This is a genomic window from Flagellimonas sediminis, assembly GCF_010500845.1.
GTDB classification, from domain to species: domain Bacteria; phylum Bacteroidota; class Bacteroidia; order Flavobacteriales; family Flavobacteriaceae; genus Flagellimonas; species Flagellimonas sediminis.
On sequence record NZ_JAAAMI010000008.1, the window covers coordinates 104,155 to 128,778 of the forward strand.

Sequence of the window (24,624 nt, forward strand, 5' to 3'; positions counted from 1 at the left end):
CGGACGATATTGACGATGATACCACCTATTCCGCTGGAACTGGGCTAACCTTGACAGGTACAACTTTTGCCGTGGACAATGCAACGATTGCACCCGATTGGTCCACCCTGACCGGAATACCGGCAGGCTTCGCAGACGATATTGACGATGATACCACCTATTCCGCTGGAACTGGGCTAACCTTGACAGGTACAACTTTTGCCGTGGACAATGCAACGATTGCACCCGATTGGTCCACCCTGACCGGAATACCGGCAGGCTTCACGGACGATATTGACGATGATACCACTTATTCCGCTGGAACTGGGCTAACATTGACAGGTACAACTTTTGCAGTGGACAATGCAACGATTGCACCCGATTGGTCCACCCTGACAGGAATACCGGCAGGCTTCGCGGACGATATTGACGATGATACCACCTATTCCGCCGGAACTGGGCTAACCTTGACAGGCACAACTTTTGCAGTGGACAATTTACTAGGAGATGTAACCGGACCTACCAGTGCTACTGTGATAGCCAATGACGCGGTGACTTCCGCTAAAATAGCAGATGGTACAATTACCAATGATGATATTCAACCCGGAGCAGGAATTGATGGTAGTAAGGTAAATCCAATTTTTGTTAGTGATGTTTCAACCACTGGAGACTTTATTTCTGGAGGCACAATTTTGAATGTACCTGATTTTGTATTTCAAAAATATTTTAGTGGATTTTCAGAACTTAACAATTCATATCGATTTAAGAGTTTAAAGGAGGTAGAAGAGTTTGTAAAAAAGAACAATCACCTGCCAGGTATTAGGTCAGCATATGAAATCAAAGCTTCTGGAAAATATAGACTTACTGAATCATCGCTTGGTCAATTAGAAAAAATTGAGGAATTGTTCCTACACACCATTGAGCAAGAAAAGAAAATTAATGAACTTCGATCTGAAAACGAAAAGCTTTCAAGCGAGATTAATAATCTTAAGGCAGAAATGGATAAAATCAAGGCATTGCTTACCGAATCGAAGAAAAACTAGGTCTTGAAATCCTTCCTCCACATATCCTTCCTTTTAGTTGCCAGTTTTGCCATGGCCCAAGGGCTGTACAATTCCGGTAACTTGGTGGTACATGCCAGTGGTAATCTGGGTCTGCATACCAACTTGATCAATCATGCCACTTTTGATCAGACCGAAGGTTTGGTGGGTTTCTATGGCACCAACCAGCTACAGGTTTCGGGTACCGTTCCCGCAACCTTGTGGGATATGGAGATCTTTGTTTCGGACCAAATTGAATTGGTGAACACGTTGAACGTGCGCAACAATCTAAATTTTATTTCGGGCGATGTGTCGAGCCCAAAGGACAATCCCTTGGTATACCTTAATTTTCTGGATCAGGGCTTTTTTACCGGCGAAGACGATACGGCCAAAATTATCGGTTTTGCCGCGGTGAACAACCGTAGCTTTTTTGCATTCCCCGTGGGTGATCGTAGTCTGTTGCGTCCTTTGACCTTGACTTCGGAAGGTACGGCACCGCTATCGATCTGCGCCTATTTTTTTGAAAATCCATCGAGTCCCTCTTCCTTGTCCACCACTTTTGATGTGGAGCAAAAAGTACGGAACATCGGCACGGTTTCCGATCGTGAGTTTTGGATCGTAGACAGTGATGTGCCGGCCAAGGTAACCATCGGATGGAACCCAAGGAGCGGTTTGGGCCTGATCCCCAATGCCACGGCGGAATCCGTAATCGTGGTAGGTTGGAACAAGGCCGCCAACCAATGGACGGTCATCGGCAACACGGCCGTTAGTGGGGATATCAACCAAGGCTTTGTGACCTCGGAGACCTTTGTGCCCAGTGACTATGCTGCCATTACCTTCGGTACCATACCCTTGCCAACCGATACCTTTGCCGTGGAAAACCCCACTTTGGGCAATTATTTCTTAAGTCCGAACGGGGATGGTATCAATGATTTTTTGATCATTGACGGTTTGGAGGAATCTCCCAACAACCTCCTGAGCATTTATAACCGATACGGTCAAAAAGTATTCGAAAAAGTCAACTACACCAATGACTTTAGGGGTATGGCCAATACCGGGACCATGATCTTGAACCAAGAACAAGGGCTGGCCGAGGGGGTTTATTTCTATTTAGTGTCTCTATTGGACCTGCAATTGCAGTACACCGGTTTTATTTTCCTAGATCGATAAACCGACAGGCGTTCCCCATCAATTTGTGATTTGTTTACAAAAAATACTTCTTAACTTGGAAGCCAAAATGCATCCCATGAAAAGAAGGACTTTTATCAAATCGACCTCCCTGACAGGCATGGCCTGTACCCTACCACCGTTGATCACCACAACTTTCAACAGCGATTACAGTACGGACGAACTGATGGGAAAGGCCGATGTGGAACTTTTTGGGGAAGGCATCAATTTGAGAAAGGAAGCTTATGAATCCTTCCTTGAAATGAAAAAAGCCGCTTACACGGATGGGTATGATATCAAGATCGTATCCAGTTTTCGGGATTTTTATAGGCAAGAGGCCATTTGGGAACGCAAATACATCCAATACACCGAAGATGACGGTATGGACCCATTGAGGGCCATTGACAAGATCATTGAATACTCTACCATACCTGGTACCAGTAGACACCACTGGGGAACCGATATTGACATCATTGATGGGTATCCCAAATCATCCGGGGATGTACTGGTCCCCGAAAAATTCGAGACAGGTGGTCCGTTCGAAGGCCTCAAATCATGGTTGGATGAAAATTCGGAAAAGTTCGGTTTCTATCTGGTATACAACAATGACCCAAGAAGACGGGGCTTTAAATACGAGCCTTGGCATTACAGCTATGCACCCATTTCCATTCCCATGTTGGCGGCCTATCGTAAGCTCAACGTTTTAAGGCTTCTGGAAAAAGAAGAATTTTTGGGTACGGAGCATTTCACCACGGGTTTTATCAAAACCTATGTACAGGACAATATTTTGGATATCAACCCAAACCTTTTATAGGCCTTTTTTTGTATCTTCAACTAGCTAGAACACTACCATCATGAGAAGAGGAAGTTGGAGGATCCGTATCTTGATAGGATTGGCCATTGTGGCCTTTGCCTTTATCCGTAGATGCAGCAACCAAGAAGAAAACCCTTATACCGGCAGGGTGCAGAACATCAATATGTCTGCCGAGCAGGAAATTGCGATCGGGTTGCAAACCGCCCCCGAAATGGCCCAACAACACGGGGGACTCTACCCTGATCAACGCATGCAGTCCCTAGTGGACAATGTAGGTAACCGATTGGTACAGCACAGTGTGGCCCGTGAGACCCCATATGAGTATGAATTCCATTTGTTGGCAGATGACAGGACCATCAATGCCTTTGCACTGCCAGGGGGACAAATCTTTATCACCTATGCTTTGTTTTCGCAACTCAATGAAGCCCAGTTGGCAGGAGTTTTGGGTCATGAGATCGGGCATGTGATCGGCAGGCATTCCGCGGAACGCATAGCCGAGAGCAGTTTTTGGCAAACCTTGGCAACGGGAGCTTCCGTTGGCGGGGACATGGGCAATTTGGTGGCGGGCATTGGGCAGAACACACTATTGAAGAATGGACGTGGTGACGAACTGGAAAGCGATGACCTCGGTGTTCTTTTTATGATCCAATCGGGGTACGACCCCAATGAAATGATCAAGGTCATGGAAATATTGAAAGCGGCGGCCGGCCCCAACCGGGTTCCGGAGTTCCAAAGCACGCACCCAGATCCTGAAAACAGGATAGAAAAAATAAAGGAATCCATCCATAAATATTCAGGTCGATAGAATCGACACTTTCATCGAGAAAAGAGGAGGTTTGTCTTAATTTCGTTACCTTTGAAAGAACCCCAAGTCTACATAACCTTTCTTATCCCATTTGTGCTATCCAAAAAGAGAGAACATTATGGGAACACTATTACACTTTAAGCACCTCTATTTGGAGGCATTCGACGATTGTAAACCAAGTTTTGTGGTACTTTTTTTAAAAGGGTACTCCATTTTCTGTGCGTTAATGCTTTTCATGGCATTTTACGCTTTGTTGTACAGGGCATTTACCGGCTTCGAATTTTAATTTCGAGAACCACTCTTTTGCAAGAACACTAGATACGTAAATGAGACAAAAAGGCCCGCCTTAATAGGCGGGCCTTTTGTTTTTGGATGAATAAACCCCTTCTATTTTTTCATAGCTTCTTCCAATACGGCCAATGCCTCATCGGCATGGGACATTTTAGCATATTTAATTGCGCTCATACCCTTGTCGCAACGCGATTTAAGGTCGGCACCATTGTCAATAAGAACTTGGAGTACCTCTGCCCTGTTGTAACGGGCTGCGTAATGGATCGGTGCCCTGCCCAAAGATTTTTGGTTGACATCCTCTCCTAGTTCAATAAGTTTTTTTACGGTTTCCACATCGCCTTGCATTACTGCCTTGCAAAAGGCACTAAGGTCTTCGGTTACCGTGGTCATGTCCAATTTGGTATTGGTGGGAAGTTCTTTGGCGGAAACGCCTGATACTGCTAGCATACACACTGTAGCTACTGCCAAAATTGCTTTTTTCATGATGAATTGATTTTGATTAATGAATGTTGTATAAAAGTAGACTTGAAAAAAGCATGAGTGTTACAGGATTAACAGTTAAATAACTAAAGTTTAACAATATCACATATTTAACATAAAATAATTAACAAAATCGCAATAAGAAATCCAAACAATTCCTAGGGGATACCATGAGATCACTTTATTTTTGGGGTAGAATTTAACACCATGAAGAAGAAGGTAATCCTAATGATTTTGGACGGATGGGGAAAGTCTCCCGATCCCAAGGTTTCTGCTATTGCACAGGCCAATACTCCTTTTATTGATTCGCTTTATACACAATACGCCAATGCCGATTTGCATACCGACGGAATGAACGTTGGCCTACCCGAAGGTCAGATGGGTAACAGTGAAGTAGGCCATATGAACCTTGGTGCTGGAAGGATCGTCTACCAAGACTTGGCCAAGATCAACAAGGCCGTTAAGGAAAACACCCTAAAGGACGAGCCCGTGCTAAAGGATTCCTTGGCCTATGCCAAATCCAACAACAAACCGGTCCATTTTTTGGGATTGGTCAGTGATGGAGGCGTACACAGCCATATAGACCACATCAAGGCACTGATCCAAGTGGCACAGGATGCCGGAGTTCAAAAATCGTTTGTTCATGCTTTTACCGATGGACGCGATGTGGATCCCAAGAGCGGCAAAGGCTTTTTGGTGGACCTGGCCAGCTTCTGCTCGGATAAAAACACCAAGTTGGCTACCGTAATCGGCAGGTACTATGCCATGGATCGTGATAAACGTTGGGAACGTGTAAAACTGGCCTATGATGTCATGGTGAATGCCGAAGGTGAAAAAATACAGGATATTGGAGCTGCCATGCAAAAAAGTTACGATAATGGGGTTACCGACGAGTTTGTGAAACCTTTGGTGTTGACCGATAGCACAGGAGAACCCATGGCACAGATCAAGGAAGGTGATGTCGTCATCTTCTTCAACTTTAGGACCGATCGCGGCCGAGAACTTACCCAAGCCTTGAGCCAGCAGGATTTTCATGAGCAGAACATGCACAAAATGAACCTGTACTATGTTACCATGACCAACTATGATGAATCCTTCAAGGGCATCAAGGTCATATATGACAAGGACAACATTCAGGATACATTGGGCGAGACCCTCGCCAAAAATGGAAAGAAACAGATTCGGATTGCCGAAACTGAAAAATATCCTCACGTGACCTTCTTCTTCAATGGGGGGCGCGAAGAGCCTTTTGAAGGGGAACAACGCATTCTATGCCCCTCACCAAAAGTGGCCACCTATGACCTTCAACCCGAGATGAGTGCCTACGATATCCGCAACGCCATCATCCCGGAACTTAAAAAAGGAGAGGTCGATTTTGTATGTCTCAATTTCGCCAACCCGGATATGGTGGGCCATACCGGGGTTATGGAAGCGGCTATCAAAGCCTGTGAAACGGTAGATGAATGTGCCAAAGATGTGATCACTGCCGGTTTGGAGAATGGTTATTCCACCATCGTGATTGCCGATCATGGTAACTGCGATACCATGGTAAACCCTGATGGAAGCCCCAATACAGCACATACCACCAACCCGGTGCCGCTGATCATTGTGGACAAGGACATCAAAGAGGTAAAAAGTGGAGTTTTGGGAGATATTGCCCCAACTATTTTAAAAATGATAGGGGTTCCACAACCCTCCCTGATGACACAAAAACCTTTGGTTTAGCCCAATGCCGCAAAATCCATAGATTCAATTTATCTTTGCGGCTATGATTCAAGTAAAGACACCAGAGCAAATTGAATTGATGCGCGAAAGTGCACTTGTGGTATCCAGAACTTTGGGGATGTTGGCCAAAGAGATCAAACCAGGTGCCAATCCCTTAAAATTGGATAAAATGGCAGAGGAATATATTCGTTCCCAAGGTGCCGTACCCGGTTTTTTGGGCATGTACGATTTTCCGAACACCCTAAACTGGAGCCCCAACGCCCAAGTGGTACATGGCATTCCCAATAACGAACCCCTAAAGGAAGGTGATATTGTTTCCGTGGACTGCGGTGCCGTAAAAAATGGTTTCCATGGGGATCATGCCTATACCTTTCAAGTGGGGGAAGTGGCCGAAGAAACCAAAAAGCTACTAAAAGTCACCAAAGAATCCCTTTACATTGGCATACGGGAATTTAAAGAAGGTAACCGTGTTGGCGATGTGGGTTACGCCATCCAAAAATACTGTGAGGACCATGGTTATGGAGTGGTACGGGAACTGGTAGGTCATGGACTCGGAAAGGACCTTCATGAAGACCCCCAAATGCCCAATTATGGTAAACGGGGTCGGGGTAAAAAGTTTGTGAACGGTATGGTTGTGGCCATAGAGCCCATGATCAATATGGGGACCCAACGCATCAAGCAATTGAAGGACGGTTGGACCATCTTGACCGCTGACGGAAAACCCAGTGCCCACTTTGAACACGACGTTGCGCTTGTGGATGGCAAACCGGAACTACTTTCAACCTTCCAATACATTTATGAAGCCTTGGGAATCACTAGTGACGAGGAAGATGAGTTTAGGGCAAAGAAATTAGTGCTTTAATACACTACTTTTTTATATTGACACGCCTGCCAGCAGCGAGCAGGAATTTCGCCAATTACCCTAAAAATCATTTGTACGTTGATTGTAAATTTTGGTGAGGACCAAATTAATTATAGAGAGTTTTACTTTGAGCCATTCGTGAAAATTAGTGTAATTCGTGTCGAAAATATTTAAGTACTTTCTCAATCTTATTCCAAGACCGTTACTCATCAGGTTGAGTTATTGGGTTCGACCTTTTATAGCCTTTACCTTGAAAGGAAAAAACGTCACCGACCCCATCGATGGAAAGAGCTTTAGAACATTTTTGCCCTACGGCTATGAAAGTCCACGGGAAAATGTGCTCTCCCCCTCTACCCTTTCGTTAGAGCGTCACCGTTTGCTTTGGCTCTATCTCAAAAACGAAACCGACCTATTTACCGCTCATCAAAAGCTCCTTCATTTTGCTCCCGAACAGGCTTTTTACAAAAGGTTCAAAAAGTTGAAAAACTTGGAGTACACCACCACTGATCTAAATTCACCTCTCGCGGACGTAAAGGCAGATATATGCAATCTTCCTTTTGAGGATCACCAGTTCGATGTAATCCTCTGCAACCATGTTCTGGAGCACATCCCGAATGATACCAAGGCCATGCAAGAACTGTATCGTGTACTGAAACCGGGCGGATGGGGCATCTTTCAGATTCCACAAGATTTGAAACGCGAAAGAACCTTCGAGGACAATTCCATCACGGACAAAAAGGAACGAACCAAAATCTTTGGGCAGTACGATCATGTCCGAATTTACGGCAGAGACTATTTTGATAAGCTACGTGCCGTTGGCTTTACCGTTAACGAAGTTGATTACACCACTGTTCTTCCAAAGGAAGAAGTGGAAAAGTACCGATTGGCAAAGGGGGAGCTTATCCCCTTGGTCAAGAAATAATCACTGTTTTACCAAAGCTTCAAAACCCGGGGTAAAAAACTCCTGCGTCTTCCCATCTTTGTCCAAGTAAATGATATAGGCCTCCAGCTCGTCATGATTTTTCAAAATTGTTTTGGATTTTTCAAGATCCATGGCCATAAAAGAAGTGGCAAAAGCATCGGCCACCGCACAGGTTTTGGCCACCACACTGCTTGCCAGCACATTTGAATTTTTGGTGTACCCCGTTTTGGGATCTATGGTATGCACGTACTTTTCCCCCGTTTCAGGGTCTACCCTAAACTTTCTGTAATTCCCCGATGAGGCCATGGCCACATTCTTCAAGGTTACGATGCGTTTTAATTGTCGCCCGGTTTCTACCTGGGGATCATCGATACCGACCGTCCAATCTTTACCCGATACCAAATTGGTTCCCTTAGCCAACACCTCTCCCCCAACTTCCACCAAATAATTGTCGATACCCTTGGCATCCAACATAGCGCCAAGGCGATCAATGGCATATCCTTTGGCTACCGCATTAAAATCGAATCGAATGGCAGGATGCGCCTTGGTTATGGTATGGTCCTTATTCAACTTCACCTTTTCCCATCCCACATAACCTAAAAGGCTATCTACCTTAAGGCTATCGAGCGTAATTTGCTTGCCGGGTCCGAATCCCCATGCATTGGCCAAAACACCGATAGTAGGATCAAAATAGCCATTTGAGGCCTTGTGTACATGTGTGGAGATATCAAAAACTTCCTTGAACATATCATCTACAGCAATGGTAGAATCCCCTTCGTTGATCTTGGAGATATCAGAAGTGGGAATATAGGTCGACATGGATTGGTTCAACACCTGAAAAACCGAATCGATTTCTTGCTGATAATCCAACTCTTCATCAGCCAAATAAATGATGGAATAGGTGGTACCCAGGGCATTCCCCCAGTTTTGGTTCTTCACCCAATCTTTGGTACCACAACCCAAAAGTAGGGCTCCAACAAAGAATAAAAGTGCTCTTTTCAACATCTAAATCTCAATTAAACCTTGGTATTCCACAATATACTCTTCATCCAAATGGACAGGCAGGTCCCTATCCGCCGCATTGGAAAGTCCCACTCCTGCAAAATAGGTCCTAGCCTCAAACTTTTCCGCATGGTCCTTCACTTTCTGCATCAGCTCTTCATCATAATCCCTCGGATCGTTGGGAAATTCAATGTTCCGCACCACGATAAAATGCAGCACCTTCTCCTTCAAGCAAACGTACTGGGGATTCTTTTTTAGCTTACTGTTTATGGCCATAAACTCAAAACCGCCGGCCTCGAGCTCTCGCCCCACAATGTTCATGGCCAGATTATGCAGTTCCTGTTCTGTTAACGGTCTTCCCATTTGATACAAAAAAACCGATGCCTGAGCATCGGTTGGTTTTATAAATTCCTCTCGATGGTTCCTTCAATATTCTCAGGATTTCAACTTGAGGTGATGAATCAACTTTAAAATTATCCTCCAAAATCATCGAACCTGATATTCTCATCTGGAATACCAAAGTCCTGACCCATTTTTTCAACAGCTTTGTTCATCAACGGTGGTCCGCAGAAGTACAATTCTATGTCTTCAGGGGAATCGTGAAGGTTCAAATAGTTATCGATCACACAATTGTGGATGAAACCAACGAAACCGTCCCCAGCTTCATCATTGATATCCTTTTTCACTTTCCAATTATCCTCTGGTAGCGGTTCAGAAAGTGCCATATAGAACTTGAAATTTGGAAATTCCTTTTCCAATTGCTTAAAGTGATTGATGTAAAACAATTCCCTTTTGGAACGTCCTCCGTACCAGTAAGTCACTTTACGATTGGTCTTCAAGGTCTTGAACAAGTGGTACAAGTGAGAACGCATTGGCGCCATGCCGGCTCCACCTCCCACATAAAGCATTTCTGCCTCCGATTCGTTGATAAAGAACTCACCAAACGGGCCCGAAATAACCACAGGGTCATCCTTTTTCAAGCTAAAGATATAGGATGATGCTATACCAGGGTTTACATCCATCCATCCATTTTTGGAACGATCCCAAGGTGGGGTTGCAATACGTACGTTCAACATGATCTCGCGCCCTTCAGCAGGGTAAGAGGCCATGGAATAGGCCCGCTCCACAGTTTCTGGGTTTTTCATGACCAACGGCCACAAATTGAACTTGTCCCACTCCGCTTGGAACTTGTCGGGAGTCTCATGCTCTTCAGGGTGCGCGGTGATGTCGATATCGGAATATTTCACCTCACAAGGTGGAATCTCGATCTGAATGTAACCACCAGCCTTATAGTTCATATCTTCTGGAATCTCCACAACAAATTCCTTGATGAAAGATGCCACGTTATAGTTACGCACTACTTTGGCATTCCATTTTTTGATTCCGAAAACTTCTTCCGGAATGGTAATCTCCATATCCTGTTTTACCTTCACCTGACAGGCCAAACGTGCCCCGTGTTGCAATTCCTTTTTGGAAAAGTGCGGTGTTTCTGTCGGCAAAGCCTCTCCACCTCCAGAAAGCACGTGGCACTCACATTGGATACAGGTACCACCACCTCCACAGGCAGATGGCAAGAATATTTTTTGGTTACCCAAAGTGGACAACAAGGAACCTCCAGATGCCACTTCCACTTTCTTTTCACCGTTGATGGTGATGGTCACGGGACCTGATGGGGATAGCTTTTCTTTGGTGAACAACAAAACGGCCACCAACATCAGCAACAAAATAAGAAATGCTACAACGGTAATCAGAATAGTACCTCCAGTACTTGCGGCTATTATCATCTTTATTTGTTTATGGCTTCGTTATAAGAGACTGCTTTTTCCTTATCCTCAATCTCTTTCTTAATTTCTTTTTCCTTTTCAGCTTTCACGGTGGTGGTTTGTGCCTCTTCTGGTGGTTCGTTGTCACCAGTAAGCATTCCACCAAAACTCTGGAAACCGATGCCCATCAATCCTGTGATGATGAACGTGATTCCAAGTCCACGCAATGGTGCCGGAACGTTGGAATATCTGATCTTCTCTCGAATGGCAGCAATGGCCAAAATTGCCAAGAACCATCCAATTCCTGATGAAATTCCGTAGTTGAAGGCCAATCCTATGTTAGGGATGTCACGGGTTTGCATGAACAGCGACCCACCCAAAATGGCACAGTTTACCGCGATCAAAGGTAAAAAGATACCCAAAGAGTTATATAGCGATGGTGAGAATTTCTCCACCACAATCTCTACCAATTGCACCATGGTTGCAATGGTTGCGATGAACAGGATGAAAGAAAGGAAGCTAAGGTCATAATCGGCATACTCCGGACCCATCCAGGCCAAGGCTCCATCCTTCAACAAATATTTGTCCAACAACCAGTTCATGGGTACCGTAACCGCCAATACGAATATAACGGCTGCGCCAAGACCCACAGCGGTAGATACTTTTTTGGAAACAGCCAAATAGGAACACATACCCAAAAAGGTGGCAAACACCATGTTGTCTATAAAAATCGACTTGAAAAAAAGTTCTAAATGCTCTAACATATCCTTAAGCTTCTTCTATTAATGCCCTGTTTTTGGAGCGTTGCACCCAAATAATAACACCCAACACAATCAATGCAGCAGGTGGTATGATCATAAAACCGTTGTTCTCATATCCAATGGCATACAATCCTGTCTTGGTAACGGGATCACCCAATACCTTGAATCCGAATAAAGTTCCAGAGCCCAAAAGTTCCCTGAAGAATCCTACGATCACCAAAATAATACCATATCCCAGGGCATTACCGATACCATCCAAAAAGGCTTTTTTGGGACCATTGCCCAAGGCAAAGGCTTCAAAACGTCCCATGATGATACAGTTGGTAATGATCAATCCCACAAAAACCGATAAAGTCTTGCTCAACTCGTAAGCAAAGGCCTTTAACACCTGGTCCACAATAATTACCAGAGCGGCCACGACCACCAATTGCACAATGATCCTGATCTTGGACGGGATAATGTTCCTCAACAAGGAAATTGCCACGTTACCCATACTTAGCACAAACAATACTGAAAGGGCCATTACCACAGAAGCTTTAAGCTCCGCGGTAATTGCAAGGGCAGAACAGATACCCAATACCTGAATGGTGATCGGGTTGTTGTCCGCCAAGGGATCCAGCACCAGTTTTGAATCTTTTTTTGATAGTAGTGCCATATTATTTAGTTCTTATGGTTTGTAAATAAGGTTTGTACAGTTTAATGCAGTCCTTTATCATGGCGGTTACCCCGTTACCAGTAATGGTTGCTCCTGCAAGGGCATCCACTTGGTTATCCTCCTTGTCCGTGTTCAAGGGATCTCCGTTTCCTTTGGCAACAGTGATTCCTTCAAAGCTGTTCCCTGACATTACGGACTCCCCTGTAAAATCGTCCATAAAAAAGCGTTGCTTGATATTGGCTCCCAAACCCGGTGTTTCCCCTTTGTGATCAAAATACACTCCTTGCACCACCATATGATCGTCCAACGAAATGTATCCCCAAATAGCATCCCAAAGCCCTCTTCCATATAATGGAATGATGTAGAATGTCTTCCCTTCCTTTTCACCTATGAGTAATGGAAGCTCAGCCTTCTCGCCATTTTTTGCCTTTGCTATCTCCTTGGAAACATCGATTAGATAAGCGTTTTCCTTTTCTACGGCAGTAGAACCATCCAACACCATTTGTTTCACAATGTATTTACTGAAATCCTCTTCAACCGAAGTTGTGGGGACAAAAGTAACATCGCCTTCCCCTTCATTATCGTTTACCCCCATGGCATAGAGGATATTTTGCTGCTTTTCAAAGCGCTGATTTTCGTGAATCTTTGGCTTAAGCCCAGATGCTACAAATGCCAGCAATGAACCGACAACAACCACCATGATGGCCGCAAAGATTACGGTGTAGCTATTTTTTTCTGTATTGAATGCCATAATACTATGCTGTTTCCGTTTTTAATGAATCCACCTCATCTGAAGTTTTGGGATAGATGGTGGCCGTCTTCAATCGTTTCAATCGCTTTTTGATGTTTCCTCTAACCACGTAGTGGTCAATTGTAGGTGCAAAAACGTTCATCAATAGGATGGCCAGGAACACTCCTTCAGGATACCCTGGGTTGAACACACGGATCATGACCGACATGAAACCGATCAAGAACCCATAGATCCACTTACCTCTGTTGGTCTGTGATCCCGTCACGGGATCTGTAGCCATAAAGACGATACCAAAAGCCAAACCACCTACCAGCAAATGTTGCCAGTAAGGGAAGCTCATCAAGGTGTAAAATTTGCTATAAGTGGGCAGCCAACCTGCATCCACGATACCGTTAAAGATCAAGCCCATGGCCAATGCTCCCAAAACACCACTCACAATAATCCTCCATGAGGCGATCTTGGAAAAGATCAGGAACAAAGCACCCAACAAAATCAAGATTTTGGAAGTCTCACCCACCGATCCAGGAATAAAACCGTAGAACATATCGGATAAGGAATAAGAAAGATTCGAAGTACCTTGGGCCAACGATCCCAAAATAGTTTCCCCAGATATGGCATCGGCAGAACCTGCCTTGGTCAATCCATCCACAGCACCGTGCACCCAAACCTTATCACCACTCATCCAAGTTGGATAAGCGAAGAACAAAAAGGCACGAATGGTCAATGCTGGGTTGAGGATGTTCATCCCCGTACCCCCGAACACTTCTTTACCGATTACAACACCAAAGGCAACGGCGATGGCCAACATCCAAAGTGGGGTATCCACAGGTACGATCAATGGCACCAACATACCGGTGACCAAATAGCCTTCTTCCACTTCATGACCTTTGATCACGGCGAACAAGAACTCGATACCCAAACCGATTCCGTAAGAAACGATAACCAAAGGCAAAATAGTGGTAAGTCCCACCAAGAAATTGCTCCAGGTCAAGAAATCGTTGAACAAAGAAAAGTTTTCAGGAGCACCGTTGATGGCGATGTACTGTTGATATCCGGCATTGAACATACCAAAAATCAAACAGGGTACCAGCGCCATGATCACAGTGTTCATGGTACGTTTCAAATCGTCCGCTCCGCGCACGTGCGCCCCTGAATGCGTAGTTTCGTTTGGCGTATAAAGAAAGGTATGGAGCGCATTAAAGGCAGGAGCCATTTTTTTGCCCTCATACTTTAGTTTAAGCTGATGTAATTTATCTTTCATGCCCATATTATCCAAGTTCTTTTTGCAACAGATCCAATCCATCCCTGATGATCTGTTGGTGTGGTTGTTTTGAAATACATATGAATTCCGTCAACGAGAAATCCTCTGGGGCCACTTCATAAAGTCCCAACTGTTCCATCTCGTCCAAATCTTTCACCATACAGGCCTTGAGTAACTGAAGCGGGTAAATATCCATTGGGAATACTTCTTCATACTGGCCTGTTACCACAAATGCCCTGTGTTCACCATTGGTGTTGGTGTCCAAATCGTATTTTTTCTTGGGTTGTAGCCAAGAAAAGGTCAACGCCCTTGTGGTCGAAATTTTATTGAAAACAGGTTTGTTCCATCCGAAAAGTTCATAATCGTCCCCTTCGGGAATGGCGGTTACCGTATTATTATAGAAACCTAGATATCCTTCGGTAGTTGTCTTGCTACCTGTAAGCACATCGCCATTAATCAATCGGAACCTATCCTCGCTCACACCACTGGCATAAAGAAAGGTAGATATTTCAGCACCTATTTTGGTAGTATGGTATTTTGGAGCTTTGATCACCGAACCCGCCAAAGCGATGGTCCTTTCAGCATTGAATTTACCGGTAAGCAACAATTCTCCCAAAATAACCATATCCTGCGGAGAAACGGTCCAAACCACTTCACCTTTGTTTATGGGATCAATCTTGTTGATCTGTGTTCCCACCAAACCCGCTGGGTGAGGCCCGGAAACCTTATGCAGTTCAATACCTTTCAAATCAGCGAAAGGAGAACGGGCAGAGTTTCCTATGGAGACATGGATTTTACCTGGGGTCATTTTGCCCAAGGCAACAATGGCGGCCTGCAATTCCTGTTCTTTTCCTTTCAACACATAATCCACATCGGCAGCCAAAGGCGCCGTGGCATATGCTGAAATAAAAATGGCCTTCGGTGTCGCGTCGGGATTGGCGATCACATCATAAGGCCGTTGTTTGATAAAAGGCCACCCTCCACTGTGCAGCAGATAGTTTTTTATGGCAGCACCATCAGCTGTATCCAGATCCGGCACTTTGTTGATCATATACTCCTGCGTTTTATCCGCAAGGATCTTTAGGCTGAGGATTTTCCTCCTTGCCCCCCTCACAATTTCCACAAGCTCACCGCTCACCGGGGACACAAAGTGCATTTGCTCTTTGTTCTTATTGTAAAAAAGGGGCTCACCCGCTTTTACCTCTTCCCCTTGTTTTATCAACATTTTTGGAGTGATTCCGTGGAACTCATTCAGGTTCAGGGCATACACGTTACTTGTAACGGCTTTGGAAGTTGTATGTTCTGCTGCCCCGACGAGGTTGATGTTCAACCCCTTTCTAATCCGGATGTCTTTAGACATATTGTTGTAGACCTTTTGTTATCAAAATCGCTGGCAAATTTAGTACTTACAAGATTCTTTTCATAATTATTATCCATAAAATTGGGATTATGTCGAGCTAAATTCACAAGGCACACTTTTTGTTTACCTTTACCTAAAATAAATGCCCTAAATGCGTTATTTGATCAAACATTTCTTCCCGTGCCTTTTGGCCATCAGCACCTTTGCACAGGTTCAGGAAGAGGTAGACCCTCCCGAAAACATCAAGACCATCATTTTCAAGGGTCCCACGGATGACCAATTTCCGGTGGTGCTCCTTGGCGAAAGCATGACCTTGGAGTTTGATGACATTACCGCAAAAGAACAGGATTATTATTACAAAATAGTACACTGCAATTACGATTGGACGCCTTCCCAATTATTGAAATCCCAATATTTGGCCGGGGCTGACAATCAACGCATCATTGATTACGAGAACAGCTATACCACCCTGCAGCCCTATTCCAATTATCGGTTGACCATTCCGAACGACAATATAAGGCTTAAGGTGAGTGGCAACTATGTTTTGGAGATATACAATAGTTATGGGGACCTCCAATTTTCCAGAAGGTTCGTGGTGTACCGCGATGCGGTTACCGTGGGCGGCGTGGTCAAACGATCACGAGACTTTAACTATCTCAACGATAAACAAGTGGTCCAATTTTCCATCAATACCAATGGGTTCCCAGTGGTGAACCCAAAGAACGAGATTAAGGTGGCCATCCTTCAAAATTATTTTTGGCCTACGGCGCTGTACAATATCAAACCCCAATTCACCATCGGCACCGAACTGGTTTATAAATATGATAAGGAGACCAGCTTTTTTGGAGGCAACGAATTCCTCAACTTCGATACCAAGGACCTACGATCACCTACCTTTGCCATTTCCCGAATTGAAATGGGACAAGTGTACAACCATTACCTTTTCCCCAGCGAATATCGATATGATGAGCCGTACACCTATTTTCCTGACATTAACGGGGATTTCGTGGTTAGAACTTTACAGGGGGACGATGTTTCGCGCGAGGCAGAATACACCAAAGTACATTTTAAGCTGCCTTACTCCAATTTAATAGGCCTGGACCAAGTATACGTGGTGGGCAAATTCAACAACTACGCCCTTGCGGATGAAAACCGGATGACCTTTAATCCTGAAAGCGGAATGTTTGAGGTTACCTTGTTGATGAAGCAAGGTTTTTATAACTACAAATATGTGGTGGAAAGGAACAATGGCACCATTGAGCCCAACTTTGTCAGCGGTAATTTTCATTTTACCGAGAACAATTACCTGATCTTGGTCTATTATCGTGATTTTGGCGACCTGTACGATGGTATAATAGGTATAGGTACCGCAAATTCCAGAACTATCAGCAATTGATTATATTTAATCCCAAATCCTGGGAAGGCTATGGGCAAAAAAGGTAGCTTGGTCAGTAAGGGCCGTTACGAACTTCAATTTAGGGGCGTTTCATGTTTAAACTGTGGCCATCCATTGGACATCAGCGATAAATTCTGCCCCAATTGCTCGCAGGCGAATAGCACCAAAAAATTGACCATCAAGGATTTTGTTGACGAGTTCTTTTCCAGCGTCATCAATTACGATTCCAAACTACTGAAAACACTTTCGGCTTTGCTGTGGCGCCCTGGCACCATTACCAAGGATTACATCAACGGGAAAAGAGTGTCCTACACCAATCCTTTTCGATTTTTGTTGAGCTTGGCGTTTATCTACTTTTTGATGTTCACCTTCAATAATAGGTTTGCGGAGTTGGATAAGAGTTTCAAGGATTTTGATGGCACCATTTCAGGAGGATCACCGGTATCGTACAATGTAAAAACCGGCGAAACCATGGTTGACAGTTTAAAATTGAAACAGCAGGCCGAAGAAGTCTTGCAATCCTTGGATTCCGTCGAAAACAAAAGTCCAGGATTGGCATTTGGTCTTAAAAAATTCGATTCCATCCGGAATGCCGACCCCGAAGTGGCGCGTTCCATTGGCATGCTGGATTCCCTGACCCATTTGAAAAACCAAAAACCAAAAGTGAACAAAGATTCCTTAATGGCGGCAAATCCAAAGGGATATTATGATAGCATCAGCAAAAAATCGGGCTTGGATGCCTTCTCCGATAAGGTCGATTTTTTTGTTCAAATGATCAAGAAGGATACCCTGTATTCCTTTGAGCAGGCTAGTGAAAAATATGACATCGAGAGTACATTGTCCAACAGGATGGCTTTTAATTCTTCCAACAATTTTCTTACCATACTACAACGGCCCAGTATCTTTCTAAAGAGCACTATATCCAAGCTTCCGTTCGTTATTTTCTTCTTCATGCCGTTGTTCACCATCTTCATTTGGCTGGTGTACATCAGAAAAAAATACACCTACACCGATCATCTTATTTTTAGTTTCCACAATCAGTCCCTCTTGTTTATCTTGCTCATCCTTAGCTTGCTCTTGGACACGATTTTCAAGATCAGCACCGCAGGACTGTTTGTGACCATTTTCAGTATTTATCTGTTCATGGCCATGAAAAAATTTTACGGACAAGGCATATTTAAAACGATTGTGAAATACATTTTTCTGAACACGATTTTTACGATTTTGGCGTTTTTCGCCGTACTCGTATTGTTCACGGGAAGTGTCTTTATCTATAACTAGCGTATGTTCACACAAGTAACAAAAGGCATCAAGGTTTCCGTACAGACCACTTTTGAAGGCACTTTCTTCAAGAACTATAAAATGCATTATGCCTTTGGCTACACCATAACCATTGAAAACCTGAGCAAGGATGCCGTGCAATTGGTGGCAAGACATTGGGACATTTTTGATGCCTTGAAGGATATGGAGACCATTGACGGGGAAGGGGTGATAGGTAGAAAACCTGTGATCAAGCCCGGCAAGTCGCACACCTATAGTTCAGGATGTCTTTTGGCCTCCCCCATCGGTGCCATGAAAGGGTATTATGAAATGGTAAACTTTACTACTACGGAAGAATTTGAAGTGGAGATACCCACCTTCAAATTTGCAGCTCCGTTTGCCATAAACTAAAGCCTATCATTTTCTATTCGATATCTGATTGCTTACCTTTGGTGGAATTTTAAAAATAAAAAGAACTACACCATGGGAAAAGGATTTTTTCAAGTTCCGACTGCATATAACGAACCTGTAAAAAGCTACGCCCCGGGAACCCCGGAACGCGACGAGGTATTAAAACAATATAAGGTCTATTATAAAGGAAAGGTAGAGGTGCCCCTCTATATTGGCAGTGAAGAGGTAAAGACAGGCAATACCAAACCCATGTCCCCTCCGCATGAGCACAAACATGTTGTGGGACATTACCATACCGCCGACAAAAAACTTGTGGAAAAAACCATCGCCAACTGCCTGGAATCAAGAAGGGCCTGGGCAAATCTCCCATGGGAACAGCGCGCCGCGGTCTTTTTAAAAGCCGCCGAGCTGATTGCCGGTCCATATCGCGCCAAGATCAATGCGGCTACCATGATGGCGCAGTCCAAGACCATACACCAAGCTGAAATCGATGCCGCTTGTGAGTTGATCGATTTCCTAAGGTTCAATGTAGAGTTCATGTCGCAGATCTATGGGGAACAACCAGAATCTTCCGAAGGTATTTGGAACCGTGTAGAGTATCGCCCTTTGGAAGGTTTCATCTATGCGATAACACCTTTTAACTTTACGGCTATTGCAGGTAACCTGCCTGCCAGTGCCGCCATGATGGGCAACGTGGTTGTTTGGAAACCCAGCGACAGTCAAGTGTTCTCCGCCAAGGTGATCATGGACGTTTTTAAAGAAGCCGGTCTTCCCGATGGCGTGATCAATATGGTGATGGGTGACCCCGTCATGATCTCGGAAACCCTTTTGACCAGCCCTGATTTTGCGGGACTGCACTTCACCGGTTCCACCTATGTGTTCAAGGAACTTTGGAAGCAGATCGGGAACAATATACATTCCTATAAGACCTACCCAAGAATTGTTGGAGAGACCGGAGGAAAGGATTTCATCATTGCCCACCCATCGGCAAAACCAAAACAGGTGGCCACTGCGATTGTAAGAGGTGCTTTTGAGCTACAGGGGCAAAAATGTAGTGCCGCCTCCCGTGTGTACCTTCCTAAATCCGTAGCAAATGAAATCTTGGATCTGGTAAAAGCGGATTTGGCCTCGTTCAACAAACCTGGATCACCAGAAGATATGAGCAACTTTGTTACCGCTGTGATCCACGAAGCTTCTTTTGACAAACTGGCCAAGTATATCGATCAGGCCAAGACCGACAAGGATGCCGAAATCATTGCCGGAGGGGGATACGACAAATCCGTAGGTTATTTTGTGGAACCTACCGTTATTTTGACCACCAATCCAAAGTATGAGACCATGTGCACCGAGTTGTTCGGCCCAGTGGTCACCGTGTATATCTATGAGGACCAGGATTGGAGTGAAACCCTTAAATTGGTTGACAGCACTTCCGAATATGCACTTACAGGAGCTGTTCTGTCCACTGATAGATATGCCATTGAAGAGGCCACCAAGGCCCTTCAGGATTGTGCGGGGAACTTCTACATCAACGACAAGCCTACTGGGGCCGTTGTAGGCCAGCAGCCTTTTGGCGGTGCTAGGGCATCTGGAACCAATGACAAAGCGGGCTCTGCCCAAAATTTACTTCGCTGGGTTTCTCCACGATTGATCAAGGAAACCTTTGTGACGCCAGAAGATTATCGTTATCCATTTTTGGGATAATTCTGAAATACCTAATTTAAAGGCTGCCATTAATGGCAGCCTTTTTTTTGACTCAAAAATAAAATCTATGCCCAGACCCTTTGTATTGGCCGAAACCAACTGGAAACACCTTAAGGACGAATCCTTTGATTTGGCAGTGCTCCCTTGGGGTGCCACGGAAGCCCATAACTATCACCTTCCATATGCCACAGATGTAATCGAAGCGACCAAAATTGCCGAAGAATCCGCAAGATTGGCTTGGGAGCAAGGTTGCAAGGTGGTAGTGTTGCCCACTATTCCATTTGGGGTAAACACGGGACAATCCGATATCTATCTGGATATGAACCTGAACCCCAGCACCCAATTTGCTATTTTGAAGGATGTATTGACCGTTTTGGACAGACAAGGAATACATAAGTTCATGATATTGAACAGTCATGGAGGCAATAATTGGGAAGCTCTGGTACGGGAATTGGGACTGCTCTTCCCCAATTTGTTCCTTTGTGTTACCAATTGGTTCAAAATGGTGGAAAAAAAGCACATTTTTGAAAATCCTGGTGATCACGCGGATGAAATGGAAACCAGTCTCATCCTTCATTTGGCGCCGGATTTGGTGCTACCCAAGGAAGATTGGGGCGATGGAAAAGAGTTCAAAAACAAAATCAAGGCCTTTTCCGAAGGATGGGCCTGGACGGAACGACCTTGGTCCAAGATAAGTTCGGATACGGGTGTAGGTGACCCATCCAAAGCAACGGCAGAAAAAGGAAAGCTGTTTTTTGATGCGGTTTGTGCAAAAATGGCAAAGCTTTTCAAAGATATTTCGGAGGCCGATTTAGAGACGCTTTACGAGTAGAATTAAGCAATTCCAGACAAGTTTTAGACTTCAGCGAACAATTCATTTGTAAATTTAACGTTAATTAATTGTTACTTGAATGTAATCTATTTACTTTTACCGTATCAAATCAATTCGTTATGAGCTTAGGAAAACATGTTTGGTGGAAAAAATTCGTTGATAAATACAACCGTCTCTGGAAATTTGGCAAAGACTATTCCCGGAAATGTAGGTTGGTTTATAAAAGGATGTACAGTATTTGATAAAGCCTGTCTGCCAAACCAACAAATTCACCCAAAAGCCCATATTTTCTCCTATATTTGGTTATTGTAATTATTGCACAAGGAATAACCTCCTTTTCATCCTGAATTGATTTCCGTTGCACAAATCAAAGTTTGCTTTGCAATGAAAAAGGAGGCCAATACATTCGAAAAACTTTTAACGGATGACCCTGTTCCGACCCAGATTAACTACAATGACATACTCCATTCTTTCAAAATTCAGGATTATCGTACTGCTCTCCATAAATGCCAAACCATTAATACTGAATACCCAAATGCATGGTTTTATTGTATTGAAGCGGAGCTTTTTATAACATTGAACGAGTATGGTTCCGCGGTGAGCGCTTACCATAAAGCATTTGCCGCTTCTGGAAATGACCCCCTTCTCGATCATTACATTTCCTTACAACTTGCCCTTTGCTACCTTGAACAGAATGAGCTGCGCCAACTCCTAGATACCTTGGAGACCTATTTCTTATTTTATCCAACAAAAAATACAAGACAATTATCACAAACCTATCTTCATTATTACCTCTACCTAATAGCATTGCTCCAACAAAATGATCCAGAAAAGGTCCAGTACATTATGCACGAATTGGAGTCATTTGATTGCACGGAACTACAGTTTCTCAAAATTGCAGTGGGGTTTGCACAAAACACACCTGGTTTTGGGGAAATCTATGAACAATACATCAATTACCGACCTTCCCATGCATGCAAATTGAATGAATGTTTTTTGATGGGCATAAACAATTTTAAGGATGAAGCAGATGCCAAATCGTTCTTTGAAAACTGTGTTGAAGATGAACTGTATTATACCCGATTGCTATATGAATTTGAGAGTATTGGACGAAATGATATTGATTTCACATCCAACACCTCAACCTACAGTATTTTATTGAAAATTAAGGAACCCCATTCCTTCCAAATCAAAAAGAGAATACGGATGTTGTCCCCAAGCTTGGAAAACATCATCCAAATATTGGGATCATCTGAAATTCCGCATTTTCACAAAAACTTGGATGAAAAATCCACTTATATCGAAATTCATTGCCCAACGGATAAGTGGTTTGGAGATTATGGGCATTTTGCCCAAGTTTTGCTTTGGTTATGCCAATATGCAGAGGACATTCAAATCTTGATCTCCGAGATGTATGAAAATTGGATCGATCATTTCCAGTCTCAAGATGGCCTTTCCAGTTATTGTCGGTACTACGGAAAAGATGACACTTTGGAATCCAAACTAAGTACCTACGAGGAGATAGCCCTTAAAAATTGCAATAATCTGGAGCTGAACAAAATCATCTCCAAAACATTTGAAACTTACGGAAGGGTCAACCATGTAAATCCGGATTCGGTTTACAGGGAAAACCATACATCCATGGAACGTCTCATCAAAGCCCTGCAATACAATCCAGAAAATATTGAAGCTTTAGTTTCCTATGGCATCATCCTCTATTCCAAATCCAATTACATACAAAGTAAAAAACAATTTGAAACGGCCGTTCAAATTGACAATGACCTACCCATTCCACATTATTATTTGGGAAAAATATTGCTGTTGGAAAATAACACGGCTTTAGCAGAGCAATCGTTCCAGACGCTTTATACTATTCAATCCGTTAACATAGATATCTTGGATCTTAAAATTGACGCCTTTAAAGTCCTGCGGGAAATTGCCTTTACCAAACCCGAGACATTGCATACTACCATTGGCGACATCGAAAGCAGATTAAGCGAATTATACAGGTTGAAAACTAATTTAGAACTGGAGCATACCCAAAAGATCAACAATAGTTCCTACGCCCAACAAGAATTGAAAAATGCATTGGACCAATGTATACAAAAGTTAAAAGAAACCCCTAAAAATGTTTCTTTAGTGATAGAGCTCGGACATTGCCATTATCATCTCAACGCTTTTGAAAAAGCTGTGACAGCTTATAAGAAAGCTCTTCGAATTGGTACTCCTCAAGAATTTGATGTAACGCTTTGGCTTGCCACGTCATTACTTTATGAAAAGAAAGCCAATGAAGCCCAACTTCTTTTAAATACTGCTTTGGACAGGATGGAATCCCCACAACGAAAAGCAATCCTCTTGGGATCACTTGCATGGCTATATATGGAAGAGGGCGACAAAACCAAGGCCTCCATGCATTTGGAAAAAGCCATGGACTTGAATAAAGACTACTGTTATTTGTGGTATCTGAAAGCCATCTTGTTGACAAAAAAGGGGGCACATGATATGACACTTGAATGTATTGCCAAAACAATTTTACTGGATGTCACCAAAAGAAGTTTGCTACAAAATGAAAAAGAGTTGGACACTCTTAAATCAGATATTCGTTTTTGGGATCTGGTTTTAAAACCCCAACCCAACGATTCCCGCGATAAATGTTAGAAAGATTTAAACTTTTGAGGAAGGTACACCACTTTCTTGGTATCAAAGAAATCCTCCTCAAAATAATCCTTAAGATCAAAGATCTGAACGGTGGTATAATCTTTCAACTCTTCTTCCAAGTCACCACCCTTTAGATAGAGTATCCCATTTTTCCGTTCATGGGAAGAATCCTTTTTTATTTTTCCCCTGGTCCAATACACAAAAGTGGGCATAGCGGCAACGGCCCTGCTGACAATAAAATCAAATTGTCCAGGGATATCTTCCACTCTGGAATGAATGGCCTTTACATTTTCAAGTTGTAGCCCATCAATCACCTCTTGAACCACCTTGATCTTTTTACCAATGGCATCCACCAAGGTGAAATTGACGTTCGGGAAAAGGATGGCCAACGGAATACCGGGAAAGCCCCCGCCTGTACCCACATCTAAAATATGGGCCCCTTCATTAAAGGTCTGAATCTTTGCAATTCCCAGAGAATGAAGTACATGCCGAAGATAAAGCTCGTCGATATCCTTTCTACTGACCACATTGATCTTTTGGTTCCAATCCTGATATAATCCTTCCAATGCCTTAAAATGGGCCACTTGTTCCTCGGTGAGCGTCGTAAAATATTTTTGGATGATATCAACAGTCATTCCCACGAACTTATTTTTAGCAAAATTAATACTTTTAAAGACCTTAACATCGTTCTAACATAAGGCATTTGATCTCATCGGATTAAAAAAGCT

24 protein-coding genes are annotated in these 24,624 nt (G+C 43.6%); 14 read left to right on the top strand and 10 right to left on the bottom strand.

What is annotated here, in order from left to right; all coding sequences use genetic code 11:
- The 5 genes from GTK07_RS14920 to GTK07_RS19190 all read left to right on the top strand — a co-directional run.
- On the top strand, nucleotides 1-1,022 hold a 1,022-nt coding region (locus GTK07_RS14920), incomplete at its 5' end, for a bZIP transcription factor (RefSeq protein ID WP_163636045.1).
- 3 nt (nucleotides 1,023-1,025) lie between these two features.
- Nucleotides 1,026-2,189: a gliding motility-associated C-terminal domain-containing protein gene (locus GTK07_RS14925; protein ID WP_163636046.1), complete on the top strand. Its 1,164-nt coding sequence runs from the start codon at nucleotides 1,026-1,028 to the stop codon at nucleotides 2,187-2,189.
- 76 nt (nucleotides 2,190-2,265) lie between these two features.
- Nucleotides 2,266-3,000: a M15 family metallopeptidase gene (locus tag GTK07_RS14930; RefSeq protein WP_163636047.1), complete on the top strand. Its 735-nt coding sequence runs from the start codon at nucleotides 2,266-2,268 to the stop codon at nucleotides 2,998-3,000.
- A gap of 40 nt (nucleotides 3,001-3,040) precedes the next feature.
- On the top strand, nucleotides 3,041-3,805 hold the full coding sequence (locus GTK07_RS14935) for a M48 family metalloprotease (protein WP_163636048.1): 765 nt from the start codon (nucleotides 3,041-3,043) through the stop codon (nucleotides 3,803-3,805).
- A gap of 118 nt (nucleotides 3,806-3,923) precedes the next feature.
- Entirely contained in the window at nucleotides 3,924-4,091 is a 168-nt protein-coding gene (locus GTK07_RS19190) for a DUF6747 family protein (protein ID WP_203583814.1), read from the top strand.
- A 101-nt stretch (nucleotides 4,092-4,192) separates the two neighbouring features.
- Here the strand turns inward: GTK07_RS19190 and GTK07_RS14940 are convergent, their stop codons facing one another.
- Complete coding sequence (locus tag GTK07_RS14940; RefSeq protein WP_163636049.1) at nucleotides 4,193-4,579, bottom strand: ankyrin repeat domain-containing protein; 387 nt, start codon at nucleotides 4,577-4,579, stop codon at nucleotides 4,193-4,195.
- 204 nt (nucleotides 4,580-4,783) lie between these two features.
- On the opposite strand from GTK07_RS14940, the gene gpmI reads away from it, so the two are divergent.
- From gpmI to GTK07_RS14955, 3 genes are all read left to right on the top strand, one after another.
- Complete coding sequence (gpmI, locus tag GTK07_RS14945; RefSeq protein WP_163636050.1) at nucleotides 4,784-6,301, top strand: 2,3-bisphosphoglycerate-independent phosphoglycerate mutase; 1,518 nt, start codon at nucleotides 4,784-4,786, stop codon at nucleotides 6,299-6,301.
- Nucleotides 6,302-6,344: 43 nt separating this feature from the next.
- Nucleotides 6,345-7,163 (top strand): type I methionyl aminopeptidase, encoded by an 819-nt coding sequence (gene map / locus GTK07_RS14950; protein WP_163636051.1) that lies wholly within the window; start codon nucleotides 6,345-6,347, stop codon nucleotides 7,161-7,163.
- 157 nt (nucleotides 7,164-7,320) lie between these two features.
- Entirely contained in the window at nucleotides 7,321-8,085 is a 765-nt protein-coding gene (locus tag GTK07_RS14955) for a class I SAM-dependent methyltransferase (RefSeq protein ID WP_163636052.1), read from the top strand.
- On the opposite strand, the gene GTK07_RS14960 is transcribed toward GTK07_RS14955, so the two are convergent.
- The 8 genes from GTK07_RS14960 to GTK07_RS14995 all read right to left on the bottom strand — a co-directional run bounded on the left by GTK07_RS14960 (nucleotide 8,086) and on the right by GTK07_RS14995 (nucleotide 15,638).
- A complete protein-coding gene (locus GTK07_RS14960) occupies nucleotides 8,086-9,090 on the bottom strand; it encodes an FAD:protein FMN transferase (protein ID WP_163636053.1) in 1,005 nt (334 codons plus the stop codon).
- A complete protein-coding gene (locus GTK07_RS14965) occupies nucleotides 9,091-9,450 on the bottom strand; it encodes a Na(+)-translocating NADH-quinone reductase subunit F (RefSeq protein ID WP_163636054.1) in 360 nt (119 codons plus the stop codon).
- Between the two features lie 110 nt (nucleotides 9,451-9,560).
- Nucleotides 9,561-10,871 (bottom strand): NADH:ubiquinone reductase (Na(+)-transporting) subunit F, encoded by a 1,311-nt coding sequence (nqrF, locus tag GTK07_RS14970; RefSeq protein ID WP_163636055.1) that lies wholly within the window; start codon nucleotides 10,869-10,871, stop codon nucleotides 9,561-9,563.
- Between the two features lie 2 nt (nucleotides 10,872-10,873).
- Nucleotides 10,874-11,614 (bottom strand): NADH:ubiquinone reductase (Na(+)-transporting) subunit E, encoded by a 741-nt coding sequence (gene nqrE / locus GTK07_RS14975; protein ID WP_163636056.1) that lies wholly within the window; start codon nucleotides 11,612-11,614, stop codon nucleotides 10,874-10,876.
- A 4-nt stretch (nucleotides 11,615-11,618) separates the two neighbouring features.
- Entirely contained in the window at nucleotides 11,619-12,266 is a 648-nt protein-coding gene (locus tag GTK07_RS14980; protein WP_163636057.1) for an NADH:ubiquinone reductase (Na(+)-transporting) subunit D, read from the bottom strand.
- A 1-nt stretch (nucleotide 12,267) separates the two neighbouring features.
- Entirely contained in the window at nucleotides 12,268-13,017 is a 750-nt protein-coding gene (locus tag GTK07_RS14985) for a Na(+)-translocating NADH-quinone reductase subunit C (RefSeq protein ID WP_163636058.1), read from the bottom strand.
- Nucleotides 13,018-13,021: 4 nt separating this feature from the next.
- Nucleotides 13,022-14,284, bottom strand: a complete 1,263-nt coding sequence (locus tag GTK07_RS14990; protein ID WP_163636059.1) for an NADH:ubiquinone reductase (Na(+)-transporting) subunit B — start codon at nucleotides 14,282-14,284, stop codon at nucleotides 13,022-13,024.
- A gap of 1 nt (nucleotide 14,285) precedes the next feature.
- The gene (locus tag GTK07_RS14995) at nucleotides 14,286-15,638 is read right to left on the bottom strand and encodes a Na(+)-translocating NADH-quinone reductase subunit A (RefSeq protein WP_163636060.1); all 1,353 of its coding nucleotides are present in this window, start codon (nucleotides 15,636-15,638) and stop codon (nucleotides 14,286-14,288) included.
- A gap of 151 nt (nucleotides 15,639-15,789) precedes the next feature.
- Here GTK07_RS14995 and GTK07_RS15000 point away from each other — a divergent pair, with 151 nt between their 5' ends.
- From GTK07_RS15000 to GTK07_RS15025, 6 genes are all read left to right on the top strand, one after another.
- Nucleotides 15,790-17,034 (top strand): type IX secretion system plug protein, encoded by a 1,245-nt coding sequence (locus tag GTK07_RS15000; RefSeq protein ID WP_163636061.1) that lies wholly within the window; start codon nucleotides 15,790-15,792, stop codon nucleotides 17,032-17,034.
- A 30-nt stretch (nucleotides 17,035-17,064) separates the two neighbouring features.
- Entirely contained in the window at nucleotides 17,065-18,315 is a 1,251-nt protein-coding gene (locus GTK07_RS15005; RefSeq protein ID WP_163636062.1) for a DUF3667 domain-containing protein, read from the top strand.
- Nucleotides 18,316-18,318: 3 nt separating this feature from the next.
- Nucleotides 18,319-18,705 carry a Co2+/Mg2+ efflux protein ApaG gene (apaG, locus tag GTK07_RS15010; protein ID WP_163636063.1) on the top strand — a complete coding sequence of 129 codons (387 nt, stop codon included), beginning with the start codon at nucleotides 18,319-18,321 and terminating at the stop codon, nucleotides 18,703-18,705.
- Between the two features lie 72 nt (nucleotides 18,706-18,777).
- Nucleotides 18,778-20,406 (top strand): L-glutamate gamma-semialdehyde dehydrogenase, encoded by a 1,629-nt coding sequence (gene pruA, locus GTK07_RS15015; protein ID WP_163636064.1) that lies wholly within the window; start codon nucleotides 18,778-18,780, stop codon nucleotides 20,404-20,406.
- 67 nt (nucleotides 20,407-20,473) lie between these two features.
- The gene (locus GTK07_RS15020) at nucleotides 20,474-21,238 is read left to right on the top strand and encodes a creatininase family protein (protein ID WP_163636065.1); all 765 of its coding nucleotides are present in this window, start codon (nucleotides 20,474-20,476) and stop codon (nucleotides 21,236-21,238) included.
- 384 nt (nucleotides 21,239-21,622) lie between these two features.
- A complete protein-coding gene (locus tag GTK07_RS15025) occupies nucleotides 21,623-23,896 on the top strand; it encodes a tetratricopeptide repeat protein (protein WP_163636066.1) in 2,274 nt (757 codons plus the stop codon).
- Here GTK07_RS15025 and rsmG read toward each other — a convergent pair.
- Nucleotides 23,893-24,531 (bottom strand): 16S rRNA (guanine(527)-N(7))-methyltransferase RsmG, encoded by a 639-nt coding sequence (rsmG, locus tag GTK07_RS15030; RefSeq protein WP_163636120.1) that lies wholly within the window; start codon nucleotides 24,529-24,531, stop codon nucleotides 23,893-23,895. The two genes, GTK07_RS15025 and rsmG, sit on opposite strands and share 4 nt — an antisense overlap.
- Between the last annotated feature and the right edge of the window lie 93 nt (nucleotides 24,532-24,624).